Source organism: Salmonella sp. SA14318, from assembly GCF_029866905.1.
In the GTDB taxonomy this organism is placed as follows: domain Bacteria; phylum Pseudomonadota; class Gammaproteobacteria; order Enterobacterales; family Enterobacteriaceae; genus Salmonella; species Salmonella enterica.
The window spans coordinates 4,322,860-4,344,727 of sequence record NZ_CP123282.1 but is presented as its reverse complement, the minus strand read 5'-3'; the positions used below and the strand labels follow the sequence as shown (position 1 = coordinate 4,344,727).

The 21,868-nt window shown below is 51.9% G+C and carries 24 protein-coding genes; 6 read left to right on the top strand and 18 right to left on the bottom strand.

Annotated elements, in window-relative coordinates; genetic code table 11:
- Positions 1 to 158 precede the first annotated feature (158 nt).
- From QEN32_RS20675 to QEN32_RS20595, 17 genes are all read right to left on the bottom strand, one after another.
- The gene (locus tag QEN32_RS20675) at positions 159 to 1,706 is read right to left on the bottom strand and encodes a DUF6056 family protein (protein WP_000632049.1); all 1,548 of its coding nucleotides are present in this window, start codon (positions 1,704 to 1,706) and stop codon (positions 159 to 161) included.
- Positions 1,706 to 2,635 (bottom strand): glycosyltransferase family 2 protein, encoded by a 930-nt coding sequence (locus tag QEN32_RS20670; protein ID WP_023138093.1) that lies wholly within the window; start codon positions 2,633 to 2,635, stop codon positions 1,706 to 1,708. The genes QEN32_RS20675 and QEN32_RS20670 overlap by 1 nt, the downstream gene beginning before the upstream one ends.
- Positions 2,632 to 2,994: a GtrA family protein gene (locus QEN32_RS20665; RefSeq protein WP_000593184.1), complete on the bottom strand. Its 363-nt coding sequence runs from the start codon at positions 2,992 to 2,994 to the stop codon at positions 2,632 to 2,634. The genes QEN32_RS20670 and QEN32_RS20665 overlap by 4 nt, the downstream gene beginning before the upstream one ends.
- Positions 2,995 to 3,320: 326 nt before the next feature.
- Positions 3,321 to 4,043: a phage baseplate assembly protein V gene (locus tag QEN32_RS20660; RefSeq protein WP_265322070.1), complete on the bottom strand. Its 723-nt coding sequence runs from the start codon at positions 4,041 to 4,043 to the stop codon at positions 3,321 to 3,323.
- Between the two features lie 9 nt (positions 4,044 to 4,052).
- Entirely contained in the window at positions 4,053 to 5,096 is a 1,044-nt protein-coding gene (locus QEN32_RS20655) for a phage late control D family protein (RefSeq protein WP_265322069.1), read from the bottom strand.
- Positions 5,084 to 5,293: a tail protein X gene (locus QEN32_RS20650; protein WP_001269716.1), complete on the bottom strand. Its 210-nt coding sequence runs from the start codon at positions 5,291 to 5,293 to the stop codon at positions 5,084 to 5,086. The genes QEN32_RS20655 and QEN32_RS20650 overlap by 13 nt, the downstream gene beginning before the upstream one ends.
- Positions 5,293 to 6,246: a phage tail protein gene (locus QEN32_RS20645; RefSeq protein ID WP_265322068.1), complete on the bottom strand. Its 954-nt coding sequence runs from the start codon at positions 6,244 to 6,246 to the stop codon at positions 5,293 to 5,295. Before QEN32_RS20645 ends, QEN32_RS20650 begins: the two co-directional genes overlap by 1 nt.
- On the bottom strand, positions 6,246 to 8,600 hold the full coding sequence (locus QEN32_RS20640; RefSeq protein WP_265322067.1) for a phage tail tape measure protein: 2,355 nt from the start codon (positions 8,598 to 8,600) through the stop codon (positions 6,246 to 6,248). Before QEN32_RS20640 ends, QEN32_RS20645 begins: the two co-directional genes overlap by 1 nt.
- 96 nt (positions 8,601 to 8,696) lie before the next feature.
- Complete coding sequence (locus QEN32_RS20635) at positions 8,697 to 8,825, bottom strand: GpE family phage tail protein (RefSeq protein ID WP_001185655.1); 129 nt, start codon at positions 8,823 to 8,825, stop codon at positions 8,697 to 8,699.
- On the bottom strand, positions 8,785 to 9,099 hold the full coding sequence (locus QEN32_RS20630) for a phage tail assembly protein (protein WP_265322066.1): 315 nt from the start codon (positions 9,097 to 9,099) through the stop codon (positions 8,785 to 8,787). Before QEN32_RS20630 ends, QEN32_RS20635 begins: the two co-directional genes overlap by 41 nt.
- A gap of 51 nt (positions 9,100 to 9,150) precedes the next feature.
- Complete coding sequence (locus tag QEN32_RS20625; RefSeq protein ID WP_000907494.1) at positions 9,151 to 9,675, bottom strand: phage major tail tube protein; 525 nt, start codon at positions 9,673 to 9,675, stop codon at positions 9,151 to 9,153.
- The gene (locus QEN32_RS20620) at positions 9,675 to 11,102 is read right to left on the bottom strand and encodes a phage tail sheath family protein (protein ID WP_265322065.1); all 1,428 of its coding nucleotides are present in this window, start codon (positions 11,100 to 11,102) and stop codon (positions 9,675 to 9,677) included. The genes QEN32_RS20625 and QEN32_RS20620 overlap by 1 nt, the downstream gene beginning before the upstream one ends.
- Positions 11,092 to 11,289 (bottom strand): hypothetical protein, encoded by a 198-nt coding sequence (locus QEN32_RS20615; protein ID WP_079898327.1) that lies wholly within the window; start codon positions 11,287 to 11,289, stop codon positions 11,092 to 11,094. The genes QEN32_RS20620 and QEN32_RS20615 overlap by 11 nt, the downstream gene beginning before the upstream one ends.
- A complete protein-coding gene (locus tag QEN32_RS20610) occupies positions 11,286 to 11,741 on the bottom strand; it encodes a Gp37 family protein (protein WP_079898326.1) in 456 nt (151 codons plus the stop codon). Before QEN32_RS20610 ends, QEN32_RS20615 begins: the two co-directional genes overlap by 4 nt.
- 159 nt (positions 11,742 to 11,900) lie before the next feature.
- Positions 11,901 to 12,215, bottom strand: coding sequence for a hypothetical protein (locus QEN32_RS20605; RefSeq protein WP_000777267.1), 315 nt, complete (start codon positions 12,213 to 12,215; stop codon positions 11,901 to 11,903).
- Between the two features lie 12 nt (positions 12,216 to 12,227).
- Positions 12,228 to 12,833, bottom strand: coding sequence for a lytic transglycosylase domain-containing protein (locus QEN32_RS20600; protein WP_079898325.1), 606 nt, complete (start codon positions 12,831 to 12,833; stop codon positions 12,228 to 12,230).
- 2 nt (positions 12,834 to 12,835) lie between these two features.
- Positions 12,836 to 13,123 carry a putative holin gene (locus QEN32_RS20595; protein ID WP_001226439.1) on the bottom strand — a complete coding sequence of 96 codons (288 nt, stop codon included), beginning with the start codon at positions 13,121 to 13,123 and terminating at the stop codon, positions 12,836 to 12,838.
- Positions 13,124 to 13,699: 576 nt separating this feature from the next.
- Between QEN32_RS20595 and QEN32_RS20590 the strand changes: the two genes are divergently transcribed.
- A complete protein-coding gene (locus QEN32_RS20590; RefSeq protein ID WP_000615248.1) occupies positions 13,700 to 14,047 on the top strand; it encodes a Mor transcription activator family protein in 348 nt (115 codons plus the stop codon).
- Between the two features lie 130 nt (positions 14,048 to 14,177).
- On the opposite strand, the gene lysC is transcribed toward QEN32_RS20590, so the two are convergent.
- The gene (gene lysC / locus QEN32_RS20585) at positions 14,178 to 15,527 is read right to left on the bottom strand and encodes a lysine-sensitive aspartokinase 3 (RefSeq protein ID WP_000136392.1); all 1,350 of its coding nucleotides are present in this window, start codon (positions 15,525 to 15,527) and stop codon (positions 14,178 to 14,180) included.
- A 344-nt stretch (positions 15,528 to 15,871) separates the two neighbouring features.
- On the opposite strand from lysC, the gene pgi reads away from it, so the two are divergent.
- The 5 genes from pgi to QEN32_RS20560 all read left to right on the top strand — a co-directional run bounded on the left by pgi (position 15,872) and on the right by QEN32_RS20560 (position 21,739).
- Entirely contained in the window at positions 15,872 to 17,521 is a 1,650-nt protein-coding gene (pgi, locus tag QEN32_RS20580; RefSeq protein WP_000790032.1) for a glucose-6-phosphate isomerase, read from the top strand.
- A gap of 443 nt (positions 17,522 to 17,964) precedes the next feature.
- On the top strand, positions 17,965 to 18,207 hold the full coding sequence (yjbE, locus tag QEN32_RS20575) for an exopolysaccharide production protein YjbE (RefSeq protein ID WP_001541297.1): 243 nt from the start codon (positions 17,965 to 17,967) through the stop codon (positions 18,205 to 18,207).
- Positions 18,208 to 18,270: 63 nt separating this feature from the next.
- Entirely contained in the window at positions 18,271 to 18,909 is a 639-nt protein-coding gene (locus tag QEN32_RS20570; protein ID WP_000824807.1) for a YjbF family lipoprotein, read from the top strand.
- The gene (locus QEN32_RS20565; protein ID WP_001749155.1) at positions 18,906 to 19,643 is read left to right on the top strand and encodes a capsule biosynthesis GfcC family protein; all 738 of its coding nucleotides are present in this window, start codon (positions 18,906 to 18,908) and stop codon (positions 19,641 to 19,643) included. The genes QEN32_RS20570 and QEN32_RS20565 overlap by 4 nt, the downstream gene beginning before the upstream one ends.
- Positions 19,643 to 21,739 carry a YjbH domain-containing protein gene (locus QEN32_RS20560; RefSeq protein WP_023238019.1) on the top strand — a complete coding sequence of 699 codons (2,097 nt, stop codon included), beginning with the start codon at positions 19,643 to 19,645 and terminating at the stop codon, positions 21,737 to 21,739. Before QEN32_RS20565 ends, QEN32_RS20560 begins: the two co-directional genes overlap by 1 nt.
- The last annotated feature ends 129 nt before the right edge of the window (positions 21,740 to 21,868 follow it).

Sequence of the window (21,868 nt, the reverse complement as noted above, 5' to 3'; positions counted from 1 at the left end):
TATTTTCGCCTTCCGGCGGGGGGAGAGATATTAAAGCGCTTTAAGGAAATAATTGATGGCGGGGTCAGAATGTGTTTTGCCCGGTGGCGCTTCTGCGCTTACCGGGCCTGTGTTGATGCACATTTTGTTAAATGGCGAAGATTGCGTTTTACGTAAAGTTAAAATGAAATTGCTGTAATTTCACCTTTGCCTACAGAAGCGTAGTACCAGAATTCATCATTGATTTCTGCGTGCTTCATTTTCTCAACTGGAATCGTTTTCTGCCGTCCATTAACTGAGAGTGTGATCGAACCCGTTAGCTGCTCCCGGCTGATAATAGCGAAATCCCCGCGGGTGTTGCTATAAGCCGTCGTTTCATTGGAAAGGCTGTGCTTCGCTCCATTAGCGATTACAGAATAATCAAAATTGACTTTCTTTTTGAAAATAGCTTGTACATGATAATACTCGCCGTAAACAGCAGGATCATGGAATAAACCAAAATGACCACCGCTATTTTGCAACTTGACGAAATAATAGTCAGGGATGATAAACTTCTGTTTACCTGCCGCTATTTCTTTAGTAATGATTTCTTGTCTTACGATTTCCTGTCCGGCCGTTTTTTTATAACCGTTAAGCATCAATGAATAGGACCAAAGGAATACGATACCACAGAGGACAGTCACGGCAGTTACGCCGACGACTCCAGCCTTAACGCCACTTTTCAACAGGGCGTAAGCGATGAAGGAGATAGCTAAAAGGAAAAACATAAACGTACCGTTCATAACCCGATCGGGGTAGGACGGCGACGCGAACATGATTAAGGAAGTGCTAATACCTATACATACGACTAACGCAGCGCAGATAAGGGACGTTTTATCAATTTTGGCGCGAATCTGCTTATTGAATATGACCAGTAAGACCAGCAATAACAAAACAACATAAGCTATCCAGATCAGCGCCAGATGGTTATGAACGCGTTCTGTTAAGTGAATGAAAATACGTTCAAAAATCGGCCTTCCATACCAGAATTCTTTGCCGCTGGCGCGGATGAAATTGCCCGGAGAAAGTATCAATACGCATGAACCTGCGATTGCACAGAGACTATAAACTATCTTATTGCGCGAAACAGATTTGTTTTGCCATAACTCGTATGCAATGGCCAGAACAGAAATAAGCGAGACGAAAGGTGAGACGCTTTCATTGGAACAGCCTGCCATAAAGCTTAGTAATGCAACCCACGGGCTGATCGCTTTACTGTTTTTTATTGTTATGGTGTAAAAGAAGAACAGCCATGCAACAACGAACAGATTCGTCCACAAATAATTCGCAGCACCAACGATCCAGAAAGTGGTTTGACCCAAATTCGGGTTCGAAATCCAGTAAGTGAAGAATATTAGTGGGAATAATAAGTAGTCGGATTTATTCCAGCGTAATGTACCTGAGGGTGTCTTCACAATGAAATAACAAAATACCAGTGTCGAAACGGCAGCGCTGATGGAATACACGAGTTGAGAACGTGTATACAGGATGAGTGCGCTGGTGTAATCAGCTATAATCCTGCCACTCCATGTCATATAATGATGAAAATGTGATTCCGGCGAAATTCCTAAAAGGTAATAGCGGTAATCATCAGAGTGAATGGGGGTATACCATTCAATAAGAAAAATGGCCAAAAAAGCCAGTAGTATCATCGCCGTTTTCGGTAATATCTTGAGCATAGTAATCATTATTCCATCATTGTTTTTTTGTTTTTCACGATATAGCGGGGTCTTTGCTTCACCTCCGTGTAAACGCGTCCGATATATTCACCCATGATGCCTATGCCGATAAGCTGGATGCCGCCTAAGAAGAGAATCGCGGTCATAAGCGAAGGATAACCAGGAACAGGGTTTCCCCACATCAATTTATCAATGATCATCCACATGGCATATATCAGGGAGAGGGCAGAAACGCTCACTCCTATATACGTCCAGATACGCAAAGGGAAAGTAGAAAAACTTGTAATCCCCTCCAGCGCCAGGTTCCAGAGTTTCCAGCCATTAAATTTTGAGCTACCTGCGACACGTTCAGCACGGGCATATTCGACAACATCTGTTTGACCTCCAACCCATGAAAGTATACCTTTCATGAAAAGGTTACGTTCTGGTAATAGCTTGATATTTTCTACAATCTCGCGCGACATCAATCGAAAATCACCGACATTCTCTTCAATCTTTGGCGTACTGATTTTGTTATGCAGCCTGTAGAACCACTCAGCGCTTTTACGCTTCAGGTGGCCATCCGTTGAACGATCGATACGCTTAGCCAGCACCATTTCTGCACCAGCCTGCCATTTATTGATCAAATGTGGGATTACTTCGATGGGATCTTGTAAATCAACATCGATAGGGATCACCACATCTCCGGTCGCGTGATCTAATCCGGCAAAAAGTGCAGGTTCTTTACCAAAATTGCGGGTAAATGAGATCGGAACAACAAGAGGATCGGCAACAGCTAATGCGCTGATGATTGATTCAGTCGCATCGTGACTCCCATCATTAACGAAGACAATCTCAACGTCATAAGGTTTAAGTGAACTGTATTCTCTGACCGTTTTATAGAAAATAGGGATCGCGTCCTCTTCATTAAAGACGGGAACCACTAATGAAATTTTCATTTCTCATTCCTGAAAACAATGAATCTGGAATATAAAAATCCGCAAATAAGGCTAATTGCGGAAAATACAATGAGCGTAAAAATGGGAGGCATAGCACACTTGTCGCCTGTCCATCCCACGACGGCGCTCAGCACCCCCATAAAACCGACGTACAGCAAATAACGTCCGGTTGATACGCTGGCTCCAAAGGTAAACCGGGCGTTAGCGAAAAAACTAAAACTGACAGCGACAGCAAAGCCCGTTACGTTTGCCAAAGCCTGACTTGTTTGAAATCCATAGACGCAAAGGGCAAAGATAGCCCAGTGCAAAGCAGTATTAAGTACGCCTATCGAAACGTACTTTATAAATAATTTTATCATTATAGCAATCAAGAAGTTGTAATTCAGCGAAGTCTACCAGACAAAACTGAGAGGATCATTCCTGAACAGCAGATTTTATGTAAGCAGGGCGAAGTTAAAGTAAAAAATAGCGTTAGTTTTCCAATATACATATATGCAATATTTGCAGCGCAAAGTGATTACATTTTCATCGGAAATAGCGCGGGAAAAGGGCTTAATCACGTTGCGCTGAAATAAACATCCTCCAGCAATTTGCCCGGTGGCGCTTCTGCGCTTACCGGGCCGGTGTTTATGCACCTTTTGCAGGCTGGATAAGGCGAAGCCACCATCCAGCAGCAATTTGCAGGTTAGTGAGAGTGGTGGTTGGAGTTGCCGCCGCTGTCCATCACTGAACCGCTGGCGTTAACGTTGCCGAGGACATTCACGTTGCCGGTAATCACCGCACTGTTTCCAATACCGCCGCTACCGGCCATACCGCCAAGCCAGGTGAGTTTTTTCATCACGGTAACGTCGCCGGTAAAGGTGCTGAGCGGCGCATCGACGGTGACATTCAGCGCTTTAATGCCCGTATGGGGCGCTTCCACGTTGACATCTACCGCCTTGACGCCCACGGAGGTGGCCGCCACGTCTACGGTTTCTGATATCACCGTGACGTGCTGCGCCCTGACCTCTACTTGCGGTGAAGTAAGCTGCGTACGTTCCTTCACTTCAATGACGATTTTTTCTATGCCGCCGTTGACGGTGAGCTGGTGTAACGCACGGTCATATTCAAAGGCCGCGCCGTCGGAAAACTGCACGTAGCGTTTGTCGCGCGAGGCCAGCGGCGCGGTATCCACGCTGGAGTAGACCGCGCCCAGCACCACCCCATCCTCGCCGTTGTCGTCGAGCAAAACCTCCACCTGTTCGCCAATATCCGGCAACCAGTAATCTTTGTTGTCCTGCGTGTTGCGTTGCAGCACCGCAAGCCAGTTACTGCGCAGGTTATCGCACTCCGGTAGAGTGACTCTGACGCGCACGGCCGCCTCATCAATATCGCTGATAATGCCCGTCTGGCGGGTAACGCCTTTCATATTGTCTCCTTACTGGCTGGTTGCCGGTCCGCGTGAAATGTCGATTTCGGTAGTGTAGCCGCCGCTGCGCGTGAGTTTGTGCATGGATTTATCAATCAGCCACTGCCCGGAAAGTACGCCAAAATCGCTCAGTTCTATCTTGTTGCCCGCCGTCAACTGCGGGCAGCCCATCATGCTGAGCGTGCCGGTTTGCTGGTATTCGTTGTGGCTGTCCAGCGCGGCATTGGCTTTAGCCTGCGCCGCGCCGGCATCTGGGGCGCGACTGTTGATCTTCAGGGTATCGGCGCTGGTCGCCGCACCGCGCGCCGGGGCTTTTTCCTGGCTATCATGGGTGTAGATAACCAGTTCTTTTTGCTTGCTATTTTGATGTTGCACGGTGGCGTTTTTGTAGATCCGGTTGATGGTATCTTTGAACGTGTAGTGCGAAATATCCGTCCGCCTGAGCGTCTTCACCGGCGCCAGACAGCGTAGCGTCGGCAGATGCGAAAAGATCAGCTCCGTCGCCGTCACTTTCACGGTATAGCCATATTCACTCGCCAGCCGTTTGAGAAACGCCACATCGGTTTCGGCATATTGCGTGACCCGATCAATCGTCAGCGGCGCAATCTTGCCCACCAGCGTTAAACCGTGTTTTTGCGCGATGCGACTGGCGATGGCGGAAAGCGTCGTCTCCTCAAAGCCCTGGCTGTTTTTGGTGCGTAGCGCTTTGCTGACCGAGGTGGCGATACCGTCGATATTGACCGTCGAAGGCGGCGCGCTGATATCAATTTTATCAATGATATAGATTCCGCAATCGAGCAGATCTTCGCCCTGATAACCCAGGCGCAGCGCCAGCGTGTCGCCTTTTCCCGGATACCATTCGTTTACCCAGCGCCCGGCGCTATCTTCCAGCGCAATGGCAATAACATCCGACTCGTTTTTAATGCTATCGCTGTAACTGATGCTGGTGACATAAGGCGCGATGTCGTAAGTGATCTCTTTATGTCCGTACCAAAGGGTAAAAATGGGCGTCAGGGTGGCGAACACCCCGCCGGATACCGTTATCTCAGCCATGGCGGTAGCTCCGGGGTCGTTTGCGTGACGCTGATAACCGGGATGATCAGCCGCACGCCTGACGGCAAAACCGGCATAATAGCGACGTGCGGATTGGCCGCGATGATGCGTTCGTAGGCCAGCGCATCGCCGTAATAGCGCCAGGCGAGATTATCCCAGCGTTCGCCGTCGGTGGTGACATGTTCAAGGTAGCGCATTACAGACTCCTCGTAATATCGGCGGCGGCAAGCTGGCTCACGTCGGGCGCGCTTGTTTGCAGCGCGCCGCGCGCCTGATTGACCAGCGTCGCGGCGCTGTCGTAAGTCGCTTCCGCGACGCTGCTGGTGATAGCGTCAAACAGCGATTCGGCGTGTTCAATAAGCGTGCCGGCATCGCCCGCGCATTCGCGGATCCCCGGCAGGCTGTCGATCAGTTCCTGCATTTTTGCCGCCAGCGCTTTCGGCAGCCCGGCCAGCGTTTGCAAATCCAGCGGCTGCTGGAACAGCGCGTCTATCGCGCTAATGGTTTTTTTCAGCGAATCGACAATATCGCCGCATTTTTCTTTCAGCGCTTTGGCTTCCTTCACCAGTTCTTTCGTCTGGGCGATCGTTTTTTTGATGTCATCAATGGCGTCGGCCACCTCATCCATCATCTCTTTGGCTTCACGCATACCCTCTTCAACGGCGCTCAGCAGTTCATCGAACCAGGAATCGCTAACGTCGGGAAGCTCATCCAACATCTCGTCAATGTTCGGTTCCTGGGTGGTGATGGCCGGAGGCAGCAGCGGGCTCTTCGGATCGCCGGTGTACTCCTGTAGCGACAGACTGCCGCCCTGGGCAATGACGTTACCGTAAGGATCGGTGTGCTGGTGGGTAGCGGTCAGATCGGTAATCACGAACCAGCCGCGATAATCGCCGTTGCCGAACACCAGCGCCATCGCCTGGTGCGCGGTCATCGCTTCCCGCAGACGGTTCAGCTCGGGGGTCGGTTGGCAATACTGACTATGAAAGTTGAATTTCAGGGTGATTTTGTCCAGCTTATCGCCGATAAATTGCACGCCCGGTTTCCCTTCAATACGGGCATGGCTGGTATAATCCACGCCCATCGTGCTTTCAAATTCGTCCCAGTAAGCGACGACGTCAAATTCTATTTCGCCTAATACGGCATACATTATGCGTACTCCCGGCGCCGTTGTTGCGCCATGACATCGTTAATCATTCTCTCCAGCTCGCGTTTGCTCAGCGACAGCACGTTGTTGATATCTTTGGCGGCATTCGCGCCGCTTCCCTGCACGGTAACCTGCGGGGAAAAGTGTACCTGCACGTTGCTTTGCGCGCGGGGGGGCAGCGTATAAGGTTTCCCGCCGGATTTGCCGGGAAGCGCGGCTGGCGTCGGCGGCGTGGCGGCGCTTTTCGTCTTCATTGGCTGCGGCGAGGTCATCGTTTTGGCCGAGGTTGTCACCGCTTTCGCTCCCGATGCCAGCGGCGCGCTGGCCTGTTGCGCGACCATTGTTCCGGCAATACCGGGGACGGCGGCGGCGACAGACGGCATTTCAGCGCTGATGCCCAGCGCGCTTTTCGCCCAGTCGGGGATCAGCGCTTTTATCTTCTCAATCGCCCCGTTCAGGAAAGGAAGCGCATTCAGAATGCCGTTGATCAGGCTATCCAGAATATTGCCGCCAAATTCGCTGAAGCTGGCGGGGAGTTCAATGCCAAACCAGTCCAGTACGCTGGCGAAGGCGCGGTAAAACAGCCCCAGCGGCGACCAGTCGAGAATCAGACGCGTGACGCCTGCAATGCCTCCGTCAAAGGCGGTTTTGATACGCTCCCAGACTCCGGCAAAGAAACCGGAAATCGGTTCCCAGTAGCGATAAAGTAAATAGGCGGCGCCTGCGATAGCGGTGATAGTCAGGCCGACAGGGTTCATCAGCAGCGCCCGACCCAGCCAGATAAACGTCTGGCCGACCAGCCGTAGCCCTTTTATCAGGCCGTTTCCCAGCAGCATCGTCAGGCTTTTCGCACCGTTGCCAAACGATTTCAGAACCGACAGCGCGCGACTGCCGCCGCCCAGCGCCAGACCGGCTTTGACCTTCAGGAAGATATCGATCAGGCGAATAAACGGTGACGCAATGAGGTTTGCTCCCAGCCTGAGAATATTCAGCGCCCCGTTGAACAGCCAGATAACGCCAACGACTTTGGCGACCCCTTGCACCAACGCCGGATTTTCCCGCAGCCAGGCGCTGAACTGCCGCACCAGCGGCGTGATGCTTTGCGCCAGTTCGCCAATCGCGGGCATCAGCGCCAGGCCGACGGTCAGCCACAGATCGTTAAGTGAAAGTTGTAACGCTTTGGTCTGTTCTCCGGGCGATGTCATTTTCGCGGCGAAGTCATCATCAATAAAATGTTGCCCCGCCGCCTGCATTGCGGAGGCTTTTAGCTGGCGATATTCGTCCATATTCGCCAGCATCGGGGCGAGAAAATCCCGCGTTTGCGCATCGCCGAACATCGCGCCGAGGTTAAATTTCTCCGTCATGGCCTGTAGCGCGTCGCCGCGCGCGGAAAGATCCTCAATCTTCATGGTTTGCCTGAAGGTGTCGAGGATCTGCGGGTTCATTTTCTCCAGTTGCATCTGCACGATGTGGGTCATCGCTTCCGTCACGCCGATGCCGTTTTGCTGATGCTCCAGCAGCGATCCCTGAAGATCCACGCCCTGACGGGCAAACCAACTGTCCGTCTCTTTCGAGAAGGCGGATTTCAGGAAATGGTCGAAATTCGCTGCCGCCGCGCCTGCGTCAGGGGCGTTTTTCATGGCGATTTGCATCGTTGCGGTCAGTTCCGCAATGCCTTCTTTCCCCTGAGCGCCGGTTTTTCCGGCAAAGGCGTTAATCCACTGGGTTTGTTCTGCAACGGAGCCGCCGCCGCTTGTTGCCACGCTGTACAGCATATTTTGCGCAAAACGGAAGTCGTCAGGGGCGATGTTCAGTTTGTCGCGAGTGGCCAGAGCCGCCTGCGCCCAGCTTTGCGCGCTGTCGCGGGAGGCGGTTGCGGCTTTGGCGATATCGGGCATGTAGCGGCTAAGATCCTGCAATGCGCTGACGCCGCCTTCGATCATCGTGGCGGCGGCGCTTTGCAGATCTTTTTGATCCTGATTGAAATCAAGGCTCCAGTCGCGGATATTCAGGCTCAGGGCGTCCCGCGCGGTGTTATCCATGCCGCCTTTCGCCGCCATATCGACCATGTTGCCCTGAAATTCGTAAGGCAGCTTCCAGTCGGGAGTCTCAACGTTCAGGAACTTGCCGAGCTGTCCGGCGAACGTTTGTGTTTTTTCCAGCAACCCGGCGCGCTGTTTATCGTTCTCTTCCCGGCGAAGGGCAGAGTTAGCGAGCTGTTGCGTAAGCCGGGTGATTTTTGTTTGCTCAAAGCTGAGCGTGTGCAGCGTGCTGGCGTTGAGTGAGCCGTAACGGGCTATTGCCTGCGTCAACGTCTCATTACGCGCCTGAAGCTGAGTAATAATGTCGTTGGCCAAAATAGTGTCTCGTATAAGTTGCCCGGTAACAGGCTGCTTGCCGGAAAAAGGACAGGGAAGGAGTGAACCGGGCTTGGGTCTGGAAACCCGCAGGCATTAAGCCTGCGAGTCGTATTCGTGTTTAATTTGCGCGCTGGCTTCGTCCAGCCAGCGGGTAAAATCGTCAACCGACAGCGCGTCAATTTCACTGGGCGGAAAGCGAAACCACCTCGCCAGCAGCGCCATTGCCTGCCACAACTGCTGTGGGTTCTGTAGCCATGCTAAGCATGGCCTGAAATCGTTTCTGCAATGCCTGATAGTCCAGCAGATCCATTTCCGCCAGATCTTCGGTTACCAGCCCGGTCATAGCCGCCATCAGAGGCTCATCCCACTCTTCCGGTTTATCGCTGGCGCGTCGCGCGGCGCGCATATCTTTTACCTTCAGGCGACGTAATTGCAGAACGTCGATACGTTCCCCGGCGGAGGTAAACGGGAATTGCAGGGTATATTTTTCGTTCATGGTGTAGTCCTTATTCGTCGTGTTAAATTCGGGGCCGTAGCCCCGAAGTAATTAACCGCCAATATTATTGCGGTAGGCATTTAATTGATCCGCGCCATTTACGCGGAAAATATTCGCCAGATAATCCAGTTCAAGAAGCGTTTCACCGTCAACCACCTGTTTAATATAAGTGCAGCCGAAGGCGCTGCTAAATTCCGGGTTTTCATTCTGTTTAAACGTTCCCAGCGGGTTCTTTTTAAACATTACGGTCATATGCGTCACCAGCGCTAACTGATCCGCTTTACCCTGCGAGTTATAACAATCGATGCTGGAGCGGCACTGCAATGCTACCGCCTGCCACGGGTTTGCCGTTTTACGCATGACGTCGTGGTAAAACGAGTTCCATTTAATTTCGCCCTCCAGTTTGTCAAAACCGGCAGGCAGCTCAATTTTACCGACCATCCCCAGCGCTTTATGCTCCTGCATAATCATACTGATATCAGGCAGTTTAATTTCACTCGCGCGACCTAAAAGATTATTACCATCAAGATAAATATTGGCGTTGGTAATACGGTTAATTTGAATTTTTCCAGCCATTAGCGATTGCTCTCCAGAGAAACTAAATATTCAGAGGTAATTTCGGTTTCAAACGTCAGACGTTCCAGCGGCGGCGGCGGGGTGAATTTGTAGCTCAGCAACAGATGCCCGGCTGCCAGTTCAGTCTGTTCGTTACGCGCCGGGTCGTACCAGCATTCAAAGCCCAACAACGCGCCGTCGGCAATCAGCTTGCGGCCCCAGGTGTTCACCGATTCGGTTAGCGCGTCGATCAGCGCCTGGTTTATCGGCATATCCATATACTGCTGGCTGAAATAACGAATCGATTCGTTAATCACATCACCAGTACGGCGCACGTTCTCAAAGTTACGCATATGAGTAACCGTCGGCCAGGCAGCGGTACGGTTGCCCCACAGGCGCAAACCGGAGCCATAGCTGTTGAAGACGGTGGTGATGCCGTTTTCATTCAGTTGATTCACCTCGCTTTGCGGATCGTCGATCATCGCTGACAGCGAGCGCTCTACGCCGGTAATGCCCTGAATTTCCTGATTGGAGTTGCTCCACCAGAAGCCTTTTTCCAGATCCACTTTGGCACGCAGGCCAGCGGCGCGGGAGGAGAGTGGTTCCAGAATCTCTGCATTTGTTGCACTGTCGTAAACTTTGACATGCGGATAGCACAGACGCGCGCGATCGGAACTGGTATTGAAGTTAATCGCCCCCTGTGGGCCGCGCCCTGCCAGAACCTGCTGGAAAGTCGTGCCGATGGGCGCATCAATGTAGGTAATGGCTCCCAGCGCTTCTGCCTGAGCGATAAGCTTAACGGCGACCGAGTTTTGCGTACAAAAGACCGGCGCAATCAGGATCTTTGCGTAAAAACCAAACTGGTTCCAGGTGTCCTGTAACAGCTTCATGCCGGTACGGTCACCCGCCGTGTTTACCGCGCCAATAATATCGGCAGCAGTCACTTTGGTGGGGTCCGCGTAAGTATAATTTACATAGGCCTGAACGCCGGGTTTCAGGTTGGTCCCCATGCAGGTGATTTTACCGGTCAGCATATCAATGGTGTAATCGGTGCCTTTGATATAAGCGTTTCCGGCGTTCGTGCTGCGGCCAATACTCATCGTTTGCACGGCTCCGTGCTTGAGTTGAATCTGACCATTGTCATCAACCTTCACGGTTTCACTGGGAATGGTACTTTTGTGTACCGCCGGATTCAGCACGTTAATCACCACGACCGTCCCCGCGCCGTGATCGTAGATCGCCTTTAGCGCCTGCGGGATGGTGAAATTCGCCAGACCTGGGCCAAACTGCGCCGCGTCGCTTTCAGAAAGGCACAGCGTTGGCTGGTTAACCGGGCCGCATGGCGCGGTGCCGATCAGACCAATAACCGCAGATTTAACCGCCTTAACCGGACGTGGGCCGGTTTCGATCTCAATGGTCTCTACACCGTGCAGGTAATTAGCTGCCATGGACAATTTCCTTTTCATTAGTTTCTACTTCTTGCGTAACCACTGGCACCAGGTGACGGCGGGCAATCATGGTGATTACCCACTCGTTATCTTCCGGCAGCGAGATTTCGCTATTGGGCCACAGTAAGACTTCCTGACCGTCGGCGAGCGTGACGCCGCTTGCCGGGCCACTGTAGATATATTTCATTGAATTTCCTCATAATTAACGACTGTAAGCAGGGGTAAATCCTTGCTTTCCTGTTCCGCGATAAACAGGGTGCTGGCGGTCATATCCAGGGCGTAACGGCAGAAGTTTGCGGCGTCGCCGATATATTTTTCGCTTTCCAGCCAGAGCGGACGATCACAGTCGGGAAGTTCAATGCCCCCCAACGAGCGACGTAGACGATCCAGCGCGTTTATCGCGTCACTTATTTGCGGAACAATAACGGTGGCGGAAATCCGGATTAGTTGTTTTTGTACCGTGGCATCCGTATTTTCTGGTTCGGCAAAAACCGAACCGCAGTAGTGAATTAATACCGTTACCTGCTGTCCTGTTGGGATATATACTTTCGCATCGGTTGATGAAATATGTATATCCATATCAGGGTTTAATTCACGTAGTCTATTCGCCACGGTATGTATAACAGATAATGTTTCCATATACGGTTTTCCTTGATTTACCGGGAGAGATAATATTCTCTCTTCGTTATCGTTCAGACGTATTTTGATGTATCAGGCATCAGGAATCTTTTAATCTCCTTTAGAGAAAAAAGTTAAAACAAATAAAAAATCCCCGGCGTATAAACGACGGGGATTTGTTTAATGGTTACCTCGTTGAATCAGTTCTATTTTGCTATATAGCGCATCCAGTTTTGCTTCCAGAACGGCCTGGCCGCGAAGATAGTCGTCTCTGCGGACATAATGCAGCGGTAAATCGGCGCGGAACTCCAGAAATTCTCTTTCGAGCCTGGACCAGCCTATTTCTGATTCGCGTCGGGCAGCTTCCAGTGCTTCAAAACGTTCATTCAGCCGTTTTTCAATTTGCGCCAGCAGCAATTTACCGGCAGCAAACATTAATCCAACAAACGAAAGTAAGAGGGAGATGACTTCCCAAAAATCGATACTGAGTTTCATTACTCCCTCTGATTAATGAATGCAGCTAGCCTGCCCCCATTGCAAATAACGGGGAGCATGTTGGTATAAAATCGCTTTGGGGTAGTGACGATTCTCGCGCCAGTTTGCGGCGCTGCGCCCGGCGTTAACGCGTTCTACATGTTCAAACCAGATGGATGCATCCAACCCCTTTGCGGCGGCCAGCTTTTTATCTCTGTTCACCCAGCCTTGCCCGCCGTTATAGGCGCTCAGAGTGAAAGCCATTCGCTGGCAGCTATTTTTTGCTAACACGCTTTTCCACAACTGGCGGTCATACTGTACCAGCGCGCGTATCGCCCAGGCGGGATTAAACGGCTTGTTCTCGCGAAGCGCTGGGTACAACTGGCTTACCCATTTTGCCGTTGCAGGCATAAATTGCGCCATACCCTGCGCGCCAGCCGGAGAAAGCGCGTCAGGCGCCCAGCCGGATTCCTGATGTAGTTGCCCGGCAAAATCAGCAACGGGGGCGTTAAGCCCCCAGATTTCGCGCGCGGTACGAATCACTTCGTTGCGCCATTGCAGAGAAGCGCGCGGCGGTTCGGCAGCGTCGGCAGACAAGAAAGACATAGCGCAGACCAGGCATACGTATTGATAACGCATCGTTACAGCCCCAGCGCGACGGCAAGGCAAATTGCCGCAACGATGATCGCGCGACGAATCATCGCCGCGGCGCAGCACAGCGATTCTTCCCAGGGGCAAAAGGAGTCGGGACGCGCCCAGGGGAAAAGACTGCGGTCGAGCCAGTAACCCAGCACCGCTGATAACGAAACCAGGCTGAGTTTATAGATGACGACCGGAATTTGCGCTGATGATGTCCAGCCGATAAGCGCAAACAGTACGACAGAGGCAATCAGCCAGCCGGAAAGTCGGGGAACAATAATTTTTCGCATACTCTATCTCCTGATAATTGAGAGAGAAGTATCGCTTTTCCCCATAGCGGAAGAACGAAAAGGGCTTTAATAAATAACTTTAAAAAATGTTTAGCGCATGGCGTCAAATGCCAACAAATAAACGAATAAATAAAGCTTTCGGGGCAGGGGGTAGAGGTTGCCTGCGGAGAGTCAGTATGTGTCTGCGGCAGGCTACGATGGCGGTATTGCTGCGTCATAATAATCTTTGATTAAAATTATCTTATTGATTTTTAAAGTCAGTTTAAAAATTCACGCGATCGTGAGGAAAGCGATCTTTTTGATCGAACGCAGAAAAAAATGCAAAAAATTAACTGTATATACATACAGTATTGTGTAAAATGATGACATCAGTGAAGGCTTACTTCATCTATAAAATAAATACATATTATAAATTGAAAACGATATATACATTCTTTTAATTTATAATTAAATGCCGTTGATAGTAAATATTTATATATATTTTTAATATATTGATAGGTAGTTATTGCACCGTTTTTTACGCTTCCCTTTTTGGTGCCGTCACGGGGAGCATGGTGCTGGATATGGAGATAAAATATGATTCAGAAATCAAAAGAAATGGTTCGGCTTCCGGAGATTATTAACGATCTGGCGTTTCATGCGTCGCAGGTACTTATTGAAAGCATGAATATTGATAGCGCGTCAGCCGAAAATGCCGGTCAGGCAATTGCTGACAGAATGATGCGCAACTGGGGCGGGCAAAGCATTTATTTCCCCAAAGGTATCTCTGGTCGGGCTTCGGAACGGGATTATCAGATTTACAGCGAGTGCGATGGGCGTAATTATGCGGAGCTGGCCAAAAAGTACAATTTGACACTGCAGTGGATCTATAAAATCGTTAAGCGGGTCCACACGGAAAAACAGCACCAGCGGCGTATGTTGTAAGCGATATCGGGTATGGCGTATAGCGACAAGCGCTATACGCCGGGAGCTGCGACAGGCCGGATAAGGCGCTTGCGTCGCCATCCGGCAGCGTATTGCCTGATAGCGCTCACCCGCTGCCGTGTCAGGGCGATTATTCAAATAAGTTCTGATGTAGCTTTTGCACCACTTTCTCGGCATCGTCTCCCGGCACGAGGAAGCACAGATTGTGGCTGGAGGCGCCGTAACAAATCATGCGAATGTTGAACGGTTCCAGGACGCCAAACACTTCTTTACCAACACCGCAGGCTTTTGACAGGTTGTTGCCAATCAGCGCGACCAGCGCCAGTCCTTCTTCGACTTCGACCCGACACAGCGCGGAAAGCTCCATCAATAAGGATTGGGTCAGTAACGTATCGCCCGTGGAGGTGGAGCCGGTAGTATCCAGCGTCAGCGCGACGCTCACCTCCGAAGTGGTAATCAGATCTACCGAAATATTATGCCGCGCCAGAATGCCGAACACCTCTGCCAGGAAACCTCGCGAGTGCAGCATATTCAGGCTGTGCAGCGTCAATAGCGTTTGATTGCGGCGCAGCGCCAGCGCGCGGAACAGCGGCGGGTTTTGGGTTTTATTGCACACCAGCGTACCGCCCGCTTGCGGATCTTTACTGGAGCCAACGAAGACCGGGATATCGCTGCGCACGGCCGGGAGTAAGGTGGCTGGATGCAGTACTTTTGCGCCGAAGGTTGCCATCTCCGCCGCTTCTTCAAAGTCGATTTCATCAATTCGCTGCGCGACGGGCACCACGCGCGGGTCGGTGGTGTAAATACCGGGCACATCTGTCCAGATATCAACCCGCGCGGCATGGAGCGCTTCAGCCAGCAACGCTGCCGTATAGTCGCTGCCGCCGCGGCCTAACGTCGTGGTGCGGCCTTTGCTTTCACTGCCGATAAAGCCCTGAGTAATGACCAACGTTTCGTTCAGGCGCGGGAGCAACTGCTGCGCGGCCAGTTCCGCAAGCGCTGCGACGTCCGGTTCCGCACGACCAAAGCGATCGCTGGTACGCATCACTTTGCGCACGTCGAACCAGTGGGCCTGTACGTCGCGTTCACGCAGGATCTCAACAAATAGCAGGGTAGACATCAGCTCGCCGTGGCTGACCAGTTCATCGGTCAGGGCTGCCGATGTCGCCAGCGATGCCGCCTCCGCCAGAATAGTGATGTTTTCCAGCAGGCGTTCAATCTCTTCGCGAATGACATTCGGATGACGCAGACGATCAAGGATATCGAACTGGATTTTACGGATGGCGTCGAGCGTAGCGAAACGTTCGCCAGGCTCCATCCCTTCGGCCAGCGCCACCAGCAGATTAGTGATGCCGGCAGACGCGGAAAGCACGACTAAACGAACATTGGCGTCGGAAAGTACGATATCCGCGCTACGGTTCATGGCGTCAAAATCGGCGACGCTGGTACCGCCAAATTTGGAAACAACGATCTCTGTCATATCAACCTCGTGTCAGGAAATGAAAAACGCGACCATGGCACAAGGGCAGAACAGAAACCGGTGCAGGCGCAAATGCAAGTAACGTATTTATAAATAAAAGTTGTGGCCTGGACTGTCAACGTTGGGATTATGCGGATTTTTTATGCTGAGTTTAGGCTCAGTAACAGCGCTTATAACCCCGATACCCATTTGCCGCCTTTCTGCACCTCGAATTATTTAGGGTATATACTTTTTATCCTCATTCGACAGTGCCTGGGGCAACGGCACTAAAACAATCACACTTTTCTGTGACTGGCGTTACAATCGATCCCAGTCACAATTCTCAAATCAGAAGAGTATTGCTAATGAAAAACATCAATCCAACGCAGACTTCTGCCTGGCAGGCGCTCCAGAAACACTACGATGAAATGAAAGACGTTACGATCGCTGAGCTTTTCGCGAACGATAGCGACCGTTTCGCTAAATTTTCCGCGACGTTTGACGATCTGATGCTGGTGGATTTCTCCAAAAACCGCATCACCGAAGAGACGCTGGCAAAATTACAGGATCTGGCGAAAGAGACCGATCTGGCCGGCGCGATTAAATCCATGTTCTCCGGCGAGAAGATCAACCGCACCGAAGACCGCGCCGTGCTGCACGTGGCGCTGCGTAACCGTAGCAATACGCCGATCATCGTGGACGGCAAAGATGTGATGCCGGAAGTGAACGCCGTGCTTGAGAAGATGAAAACTTTCTCGCAAGCGATTATCTCCGGTCAGTGGAAAGGCTACACAGGTAAGGCCATCACCGACGTGGTGAACATCGGTATCGGCGGTTCCGACCTCGGCCCGTTCATGGTGACCGAAGCGCTGCGTCCGTATAAAAATCATCTGACTATGCACTTCGTCTCTAACGTTGATGGTACCCACATCGCTGAAGTGCTGAAAAAAGTGAACCCTGAAACCACGCTGTTCCTGGTCGCTTCTAAAACTTTCACCACCCAGGAAACCATGACCAACGCCCACAGCGCGCGCGACTGGTTCCTGAAAAGTGCAGGCGATGAAAAACACGTGGCGAAACACTTTGCTGCGCTCTCCACCAACGCCAAAGCGGTCGGCGAATTTGGTATCGACACGGCCAATATGTTCGAGTTCTGGGACTGGGTCGGCGGTCGTTACTCGCTGTGGTCTGCCATTGGACTGTCCATTATTCTGTCCGTCGGTTTCGACAACTTTGTCGAGCTGCTTTCCGGCGCGCACGCGATGGACAAGCATTTCTCCACCACTCCGGCGGAGAAAAACCTACCCATTCTGCTGGCGTTGATTGGCATCTGGTACAACAATTTCTTCGGCGCGGAAACCGAAGCCATTCTGCCGTACGACCAGTATATGCACCGTTTCGCCGCCTACTTCCAGCAGGGCAACATGGAATCCAACGGTAAATACGTTGACCGTAACGGCAACGCCGTGGATTACCAGACAGGCCCAATTATCTGGGGCGAACCAGGCACCAACGGTCAGCACGCGTTTTATCAATTGATTCACCAGGGTACTAAAATGGTGCCGTGTGATTTTATCGCCCCGGCTATCACCCATAACCCGCTATCCGATCATCATCAGAAGCTGCTGTCTAACTTCTTCGCGCAGACCGAAGCGCTGGCGTTTGGTAAATCCCGCGAGGTGGTTGAGCAGGAATATCGCGATCAGGGTAAAGATCCGGCGCAGCTTGAACACGTTGTGCCATTCAAAGTGTTTGAAGGCAACCGCCCGACCAACTCTATCCTGCTGCGCGAAATTACGCCGTTCAGCCTGGGCGCGCTGATTGCGCTGTATGAGCATAAAATCTTTACGCAGGGCGCCATCCTGAACATCTTTACTTTCGACCAGTGGGGCGTTGAGTTGGGTAAACAGTTGGCTAACCGTATTCTGCCGGAGCTGGGCGATGATAAAGCTATTTCGTCCCATGATAGCTCTACCAACGGTCTGATTAACCGTTATAAAGCCTGGCGCGCCTGATGGCGCTGCGCTTATCCGGTCTACGTAATGCATAGCGTCGGTGGGCCGGATAAGGCGTTTCACCGCCATCCGGCAAAAAGAGAATAAGATAATAAAAAGGCCGATATTCACATCGGCTTTTTTTATAAGATAATTCCGCTTGTCCGTCTTTATCCCCAAAATTTTATATTGAGCTTAATCCTAAAATAAGCAATAACCAGAAAATCACTCTGCGTTATTTTCAGATTATACGGATGCATTTGTGTTTTTATGTAATTCTAAATTATTGATTTAATTTACTTATTAATTAAATAGAGGATGTGTTGTTTCTTTAAAGTTTAATTATCCTAAAACTTCGCTGTTATTTCTCCCGGACATAATCCGCCTGCTTTGGTTGTGTATACTCGGTAGCGCCCGAAATTCTTTTGGGTAAATCTCCATTCATTCAATGAAGGGAAATTATGATGAAAAAAGTACTGTATGGCATTTTTGCCATAACCGCGCTTGCGGCGACATCTGTCTCGGCAGCCCCCGTTCAGGTGGGTGAAGCGGCAGGGTCGGCAGCGACGTCGGTATCGGCGGGAAGCTCCTCCGCTACCAGCGTTAGCACCGTAAGTTCAGCGGTGGGCGTCGCGTTAGCGGCAACCGGCGGCGGCGATGGTTCTAATACCGGAACCACGACCACCACGACCACCAGTACCCAGTAGTATCGGTACGTTTAACCATAACCACACTCCGGTGTGGTTATTTTGCCCCTCTGGAGAAGCGTCGTGAAGCGACTCGCACTTATCCTGATTTGCCTGCTATTACAGGCGTGTTCGGCCACCACCAAAGGCCTGGGCGATTCACTGTGGGACAGTTTGTTCGGTACGCCAGGCGTACAGCTAACGGATGACGATATTCAAAACATGCCTTATGCCAGCCAGTACATGCAGCTTAACGGCGGTCCTCAACTGTTTGTGGTGCTCGCTTTCTCGGAAAACGGGCAGCAGAAATGGGTGACGCAGGATGGCGCGACGATCGTGACGCAGCATGGCCGTCTGGTCAAAACGCTGCTCAGCGGTGACAACCTGATCGATGTGAATAATCTGGCGGCCGACCCGCTGGCGAAACCAGGACAGATTATCGATGGCGCGACCTGGACTCGCACCCTGGGCTGGACCGAACATCGCCAGGTGCGTTACGCCACCGCCCGTTCCGTTTTTACATGGCGAGGGACCGATAGCGTTAGCGTCGGCAGTGAAGAGACCGCCGTGCGGGTGCTGGATGAAGAAGTGACGACCGATCAAACGCGCTGGCGTAATCGCTACTGGATTGATAGTGAAGGCCAAATTCGCCAGACGGAACAGTATCTGGGCGCGAATTACTTTCCGGTGAAAACCACGCTGATTAAGGCGGCAAAATCATGATGAAAAGGACGATAAGCGCGCTGGCGCTGGCCTTTATCGCGTCATCCGCCTTTGCCAGCGGCACTGTTACCGTTTTTACCCAAGGTAATAGCGAGCCTAAAACGCTGACAGACGCTGAGCGTCTGCTCGATTTAGTCGGACAGCCGCGCCTGGCAACGAGCTGGTGGCCTGCGGCGGTGATAGGCGAAGAACAGGCGACCGTGACGGCGCGTCAACAGCAGCAGGAACTTCTCGGACGACTGGCGGCGCTCAGCGCTGAGGAAGATGGCGATGCGGCGGCGGCAATAAACACACTACGCCGACAGATTCAGGCGGTGAAGGTGACGGGCAGACAATTCGTGAATCTTGATCCTGACGTGGTGCGGGTGAGCGAACGAGGTAACCCGCCGCTGCAAGGTCACTACACGCTCTGGGTCGGGCCGCAACCCACGCAGGTGACGCTCTTTGGCTTGATTAGCCAGCCGGGCAGCCAGCCGTTCGTCCCTGGGCGGGACGTCGCCAGTTATCTTGAGGGTCAGCGCTTACTCAGCGGCGCGGATCGTAGCTATGCCTGGGTGGTTTACCCTGATGGACGCAGCCAAAAAGCGCCGGTGGCTTACTGGAATAAGCGTCATATCGAGCCGATGCCCGGCAGCATTATTTTTGTCGGTTTTGCCGATTCCCTTTGGCGCGGCACGCCGGAGGCGATGAATGCCGACATTCTTCATACCCTGACGCAGCGGATACCGGAATAATGAAAAAAACACATCTGCTCAGCGTGCTGGCGCTGGGTATTAGCGCGGCCTGCCATGCCGAAACATATCCAGCCCCTGTTGGGCCTTCACAATCTGACTTTGGCGGCGTGGGCCTGCTGCAAACGCCGACAGCGCGTATGGCGCGTGAAGGGGAGATGAGCCTGAACTATCGCGATAACGATCAGTACCGCTACTACTCGGCTTCGGTTCAGCTTTTCCCGTGGCTGGAAACCACGTTGCGCTATACCGATGTCCGTACGAAAAAGTACAGCAGCGTGGAATCATTCTCCGGCGACCAGACTTACAAAGATAAAGCGTTTGATGTGAAACTGCGGTTGTGGGAAGAGAGTTACTGGATGCCGCAGGTGGCGGTTGGCGCGCGCGATATCGGCGGGACGGGGCTGTTTGATGCGGAATATATTGTAGCGAGTAAGGCCTGGGGGCCGTTTGATTTTTCATTAGGTCTCGGCTGGGGCTATCTTGGCACTAGCGGCAATGTGTCTAATCCTTTCTGTTCGTATAGTGATAAATTCTGTTCACGTGATAACAGTTATAAAGAGGCAGGTTCCGTCGACGGTAGCGATATGTTTCACGGCCCGGCCTCGCTGTTTGGCGGCGTGGAATACCAGACCCCGTGGCAACCGCTACGCCTGAAGCTGGAGTATGAAGGCAATAACTATCAGCAGGATTTTGCGGGTAAACTGGAACAGAAGAGCAAGTTTAACGTCGGCGCCATTTACCGCGTCACCGATTGGGCCGACGTTAACCTCAGCTACGAGCGCGGCAACACCTTTATGTTTGGCGTTACGCTGCGCACCAATTTCAACGATTTACGTCCCGCGTATCATGACAATTCACGCCCGCAATACCGACCACAGCCGCAGGATGCCATCCTGCAACATTCGGTAGTGGCTAATCAATTAACGTTATTGAAATATAATGCTGGTCTGGCGGACCCGAAAATCCAGGTCAAAGGCGATACGCTGTACGTTACCGGCGAACAGGTGAAGTACCGCGACTCCCGTGAAGGGATCGTGCGCGCTAACCGGATCGTCATGAACGATCTGCCGGAGGGGATCCGCACGATCCGCGTGACGGAAAACCGCCTTAATCTGCCGCAGGTCACCACTGAAACCGATGTCGCCAGCCTGAAACGCCATCTGGAAGGCGAACCGCTGGGACATGAAACTCCGCTGGCGCAAAAACGCGTAGAGCCGATCGTGCCAGAGAGTACTGAACAGGGCTGGTATATCGACAAGTCGCGCATTGATTTTCATCTTGATCCCGTGCTGAATCAGTCGGTAGGCGGCCCGGAAAACTTCTATATGTATCAGTTGGGCGTAATGGGAACTGCGGATCTGTGGGTCACGGATCATCTGCTCACCACGGGCAGCGTGTTTGCCAATATCGCCAACAACTACGACAAATTTAACTACACCAATCCGCCGAAGGATTCGCATCTGCCGCGGGTGCGTACGCATGTCCGTGAGTATGTGCAGAATGATGTTTATGTGAATAACCTACAGGCCAACTACTTCCAGTATTTTGGCAATGGTTTCTATGGGCAGGTCTACGGTGGTTATCTGGAGACCATGTTTGGCGGTGCCGGGGCGGAAGTCCTGTATCGCCCGGTAGACAGCAATTGGGCGTTTGGCCTGGATGCCAACTACGTGAAACAGCGTGACTGGCGTAGCGCGCAGGATATGATGAAGTTTACCGATTACAGCGTGAAGACCGGACATTTGACCGCATACTGGACGCCGTCGTTCGCCCAGGATGTGCTGGTGAAAGCCAGCGTTGGTCAGTATCTGGCGGGCGATAAAGGCGGTACGCTGGAGATCGCCAAACGCTTCGATAGCGGCGTCGTTGTCGGTGGTTACGCGACGATTACCGATGCGTCGCCGGATGAATATGGGGAAGGGGATTTTACCAAAGGCGTATATGTTTCCGTGCCGCTGGATCTCTTCTCGTCCGGCCCAACCCGAAGTCGTGCGGCAATTGGCTGGACGCCGCTGACGCGTGACGGTGGTCAACAGCTTGGCCGTAAGTTTGGCCTGTATGATATGACCAGTGACAGGAACGTAAATTTCCGTTAATACTCAGGCCGGATAAGGCGTTCACGGCGCTATCCGGCAAATTATCTTATTGAACAAAATATAAACATAAATAAAAAATATAGATGCCCGTCACATTTGTGCGTTATACAGAAACCTCGCCGCAGAGAA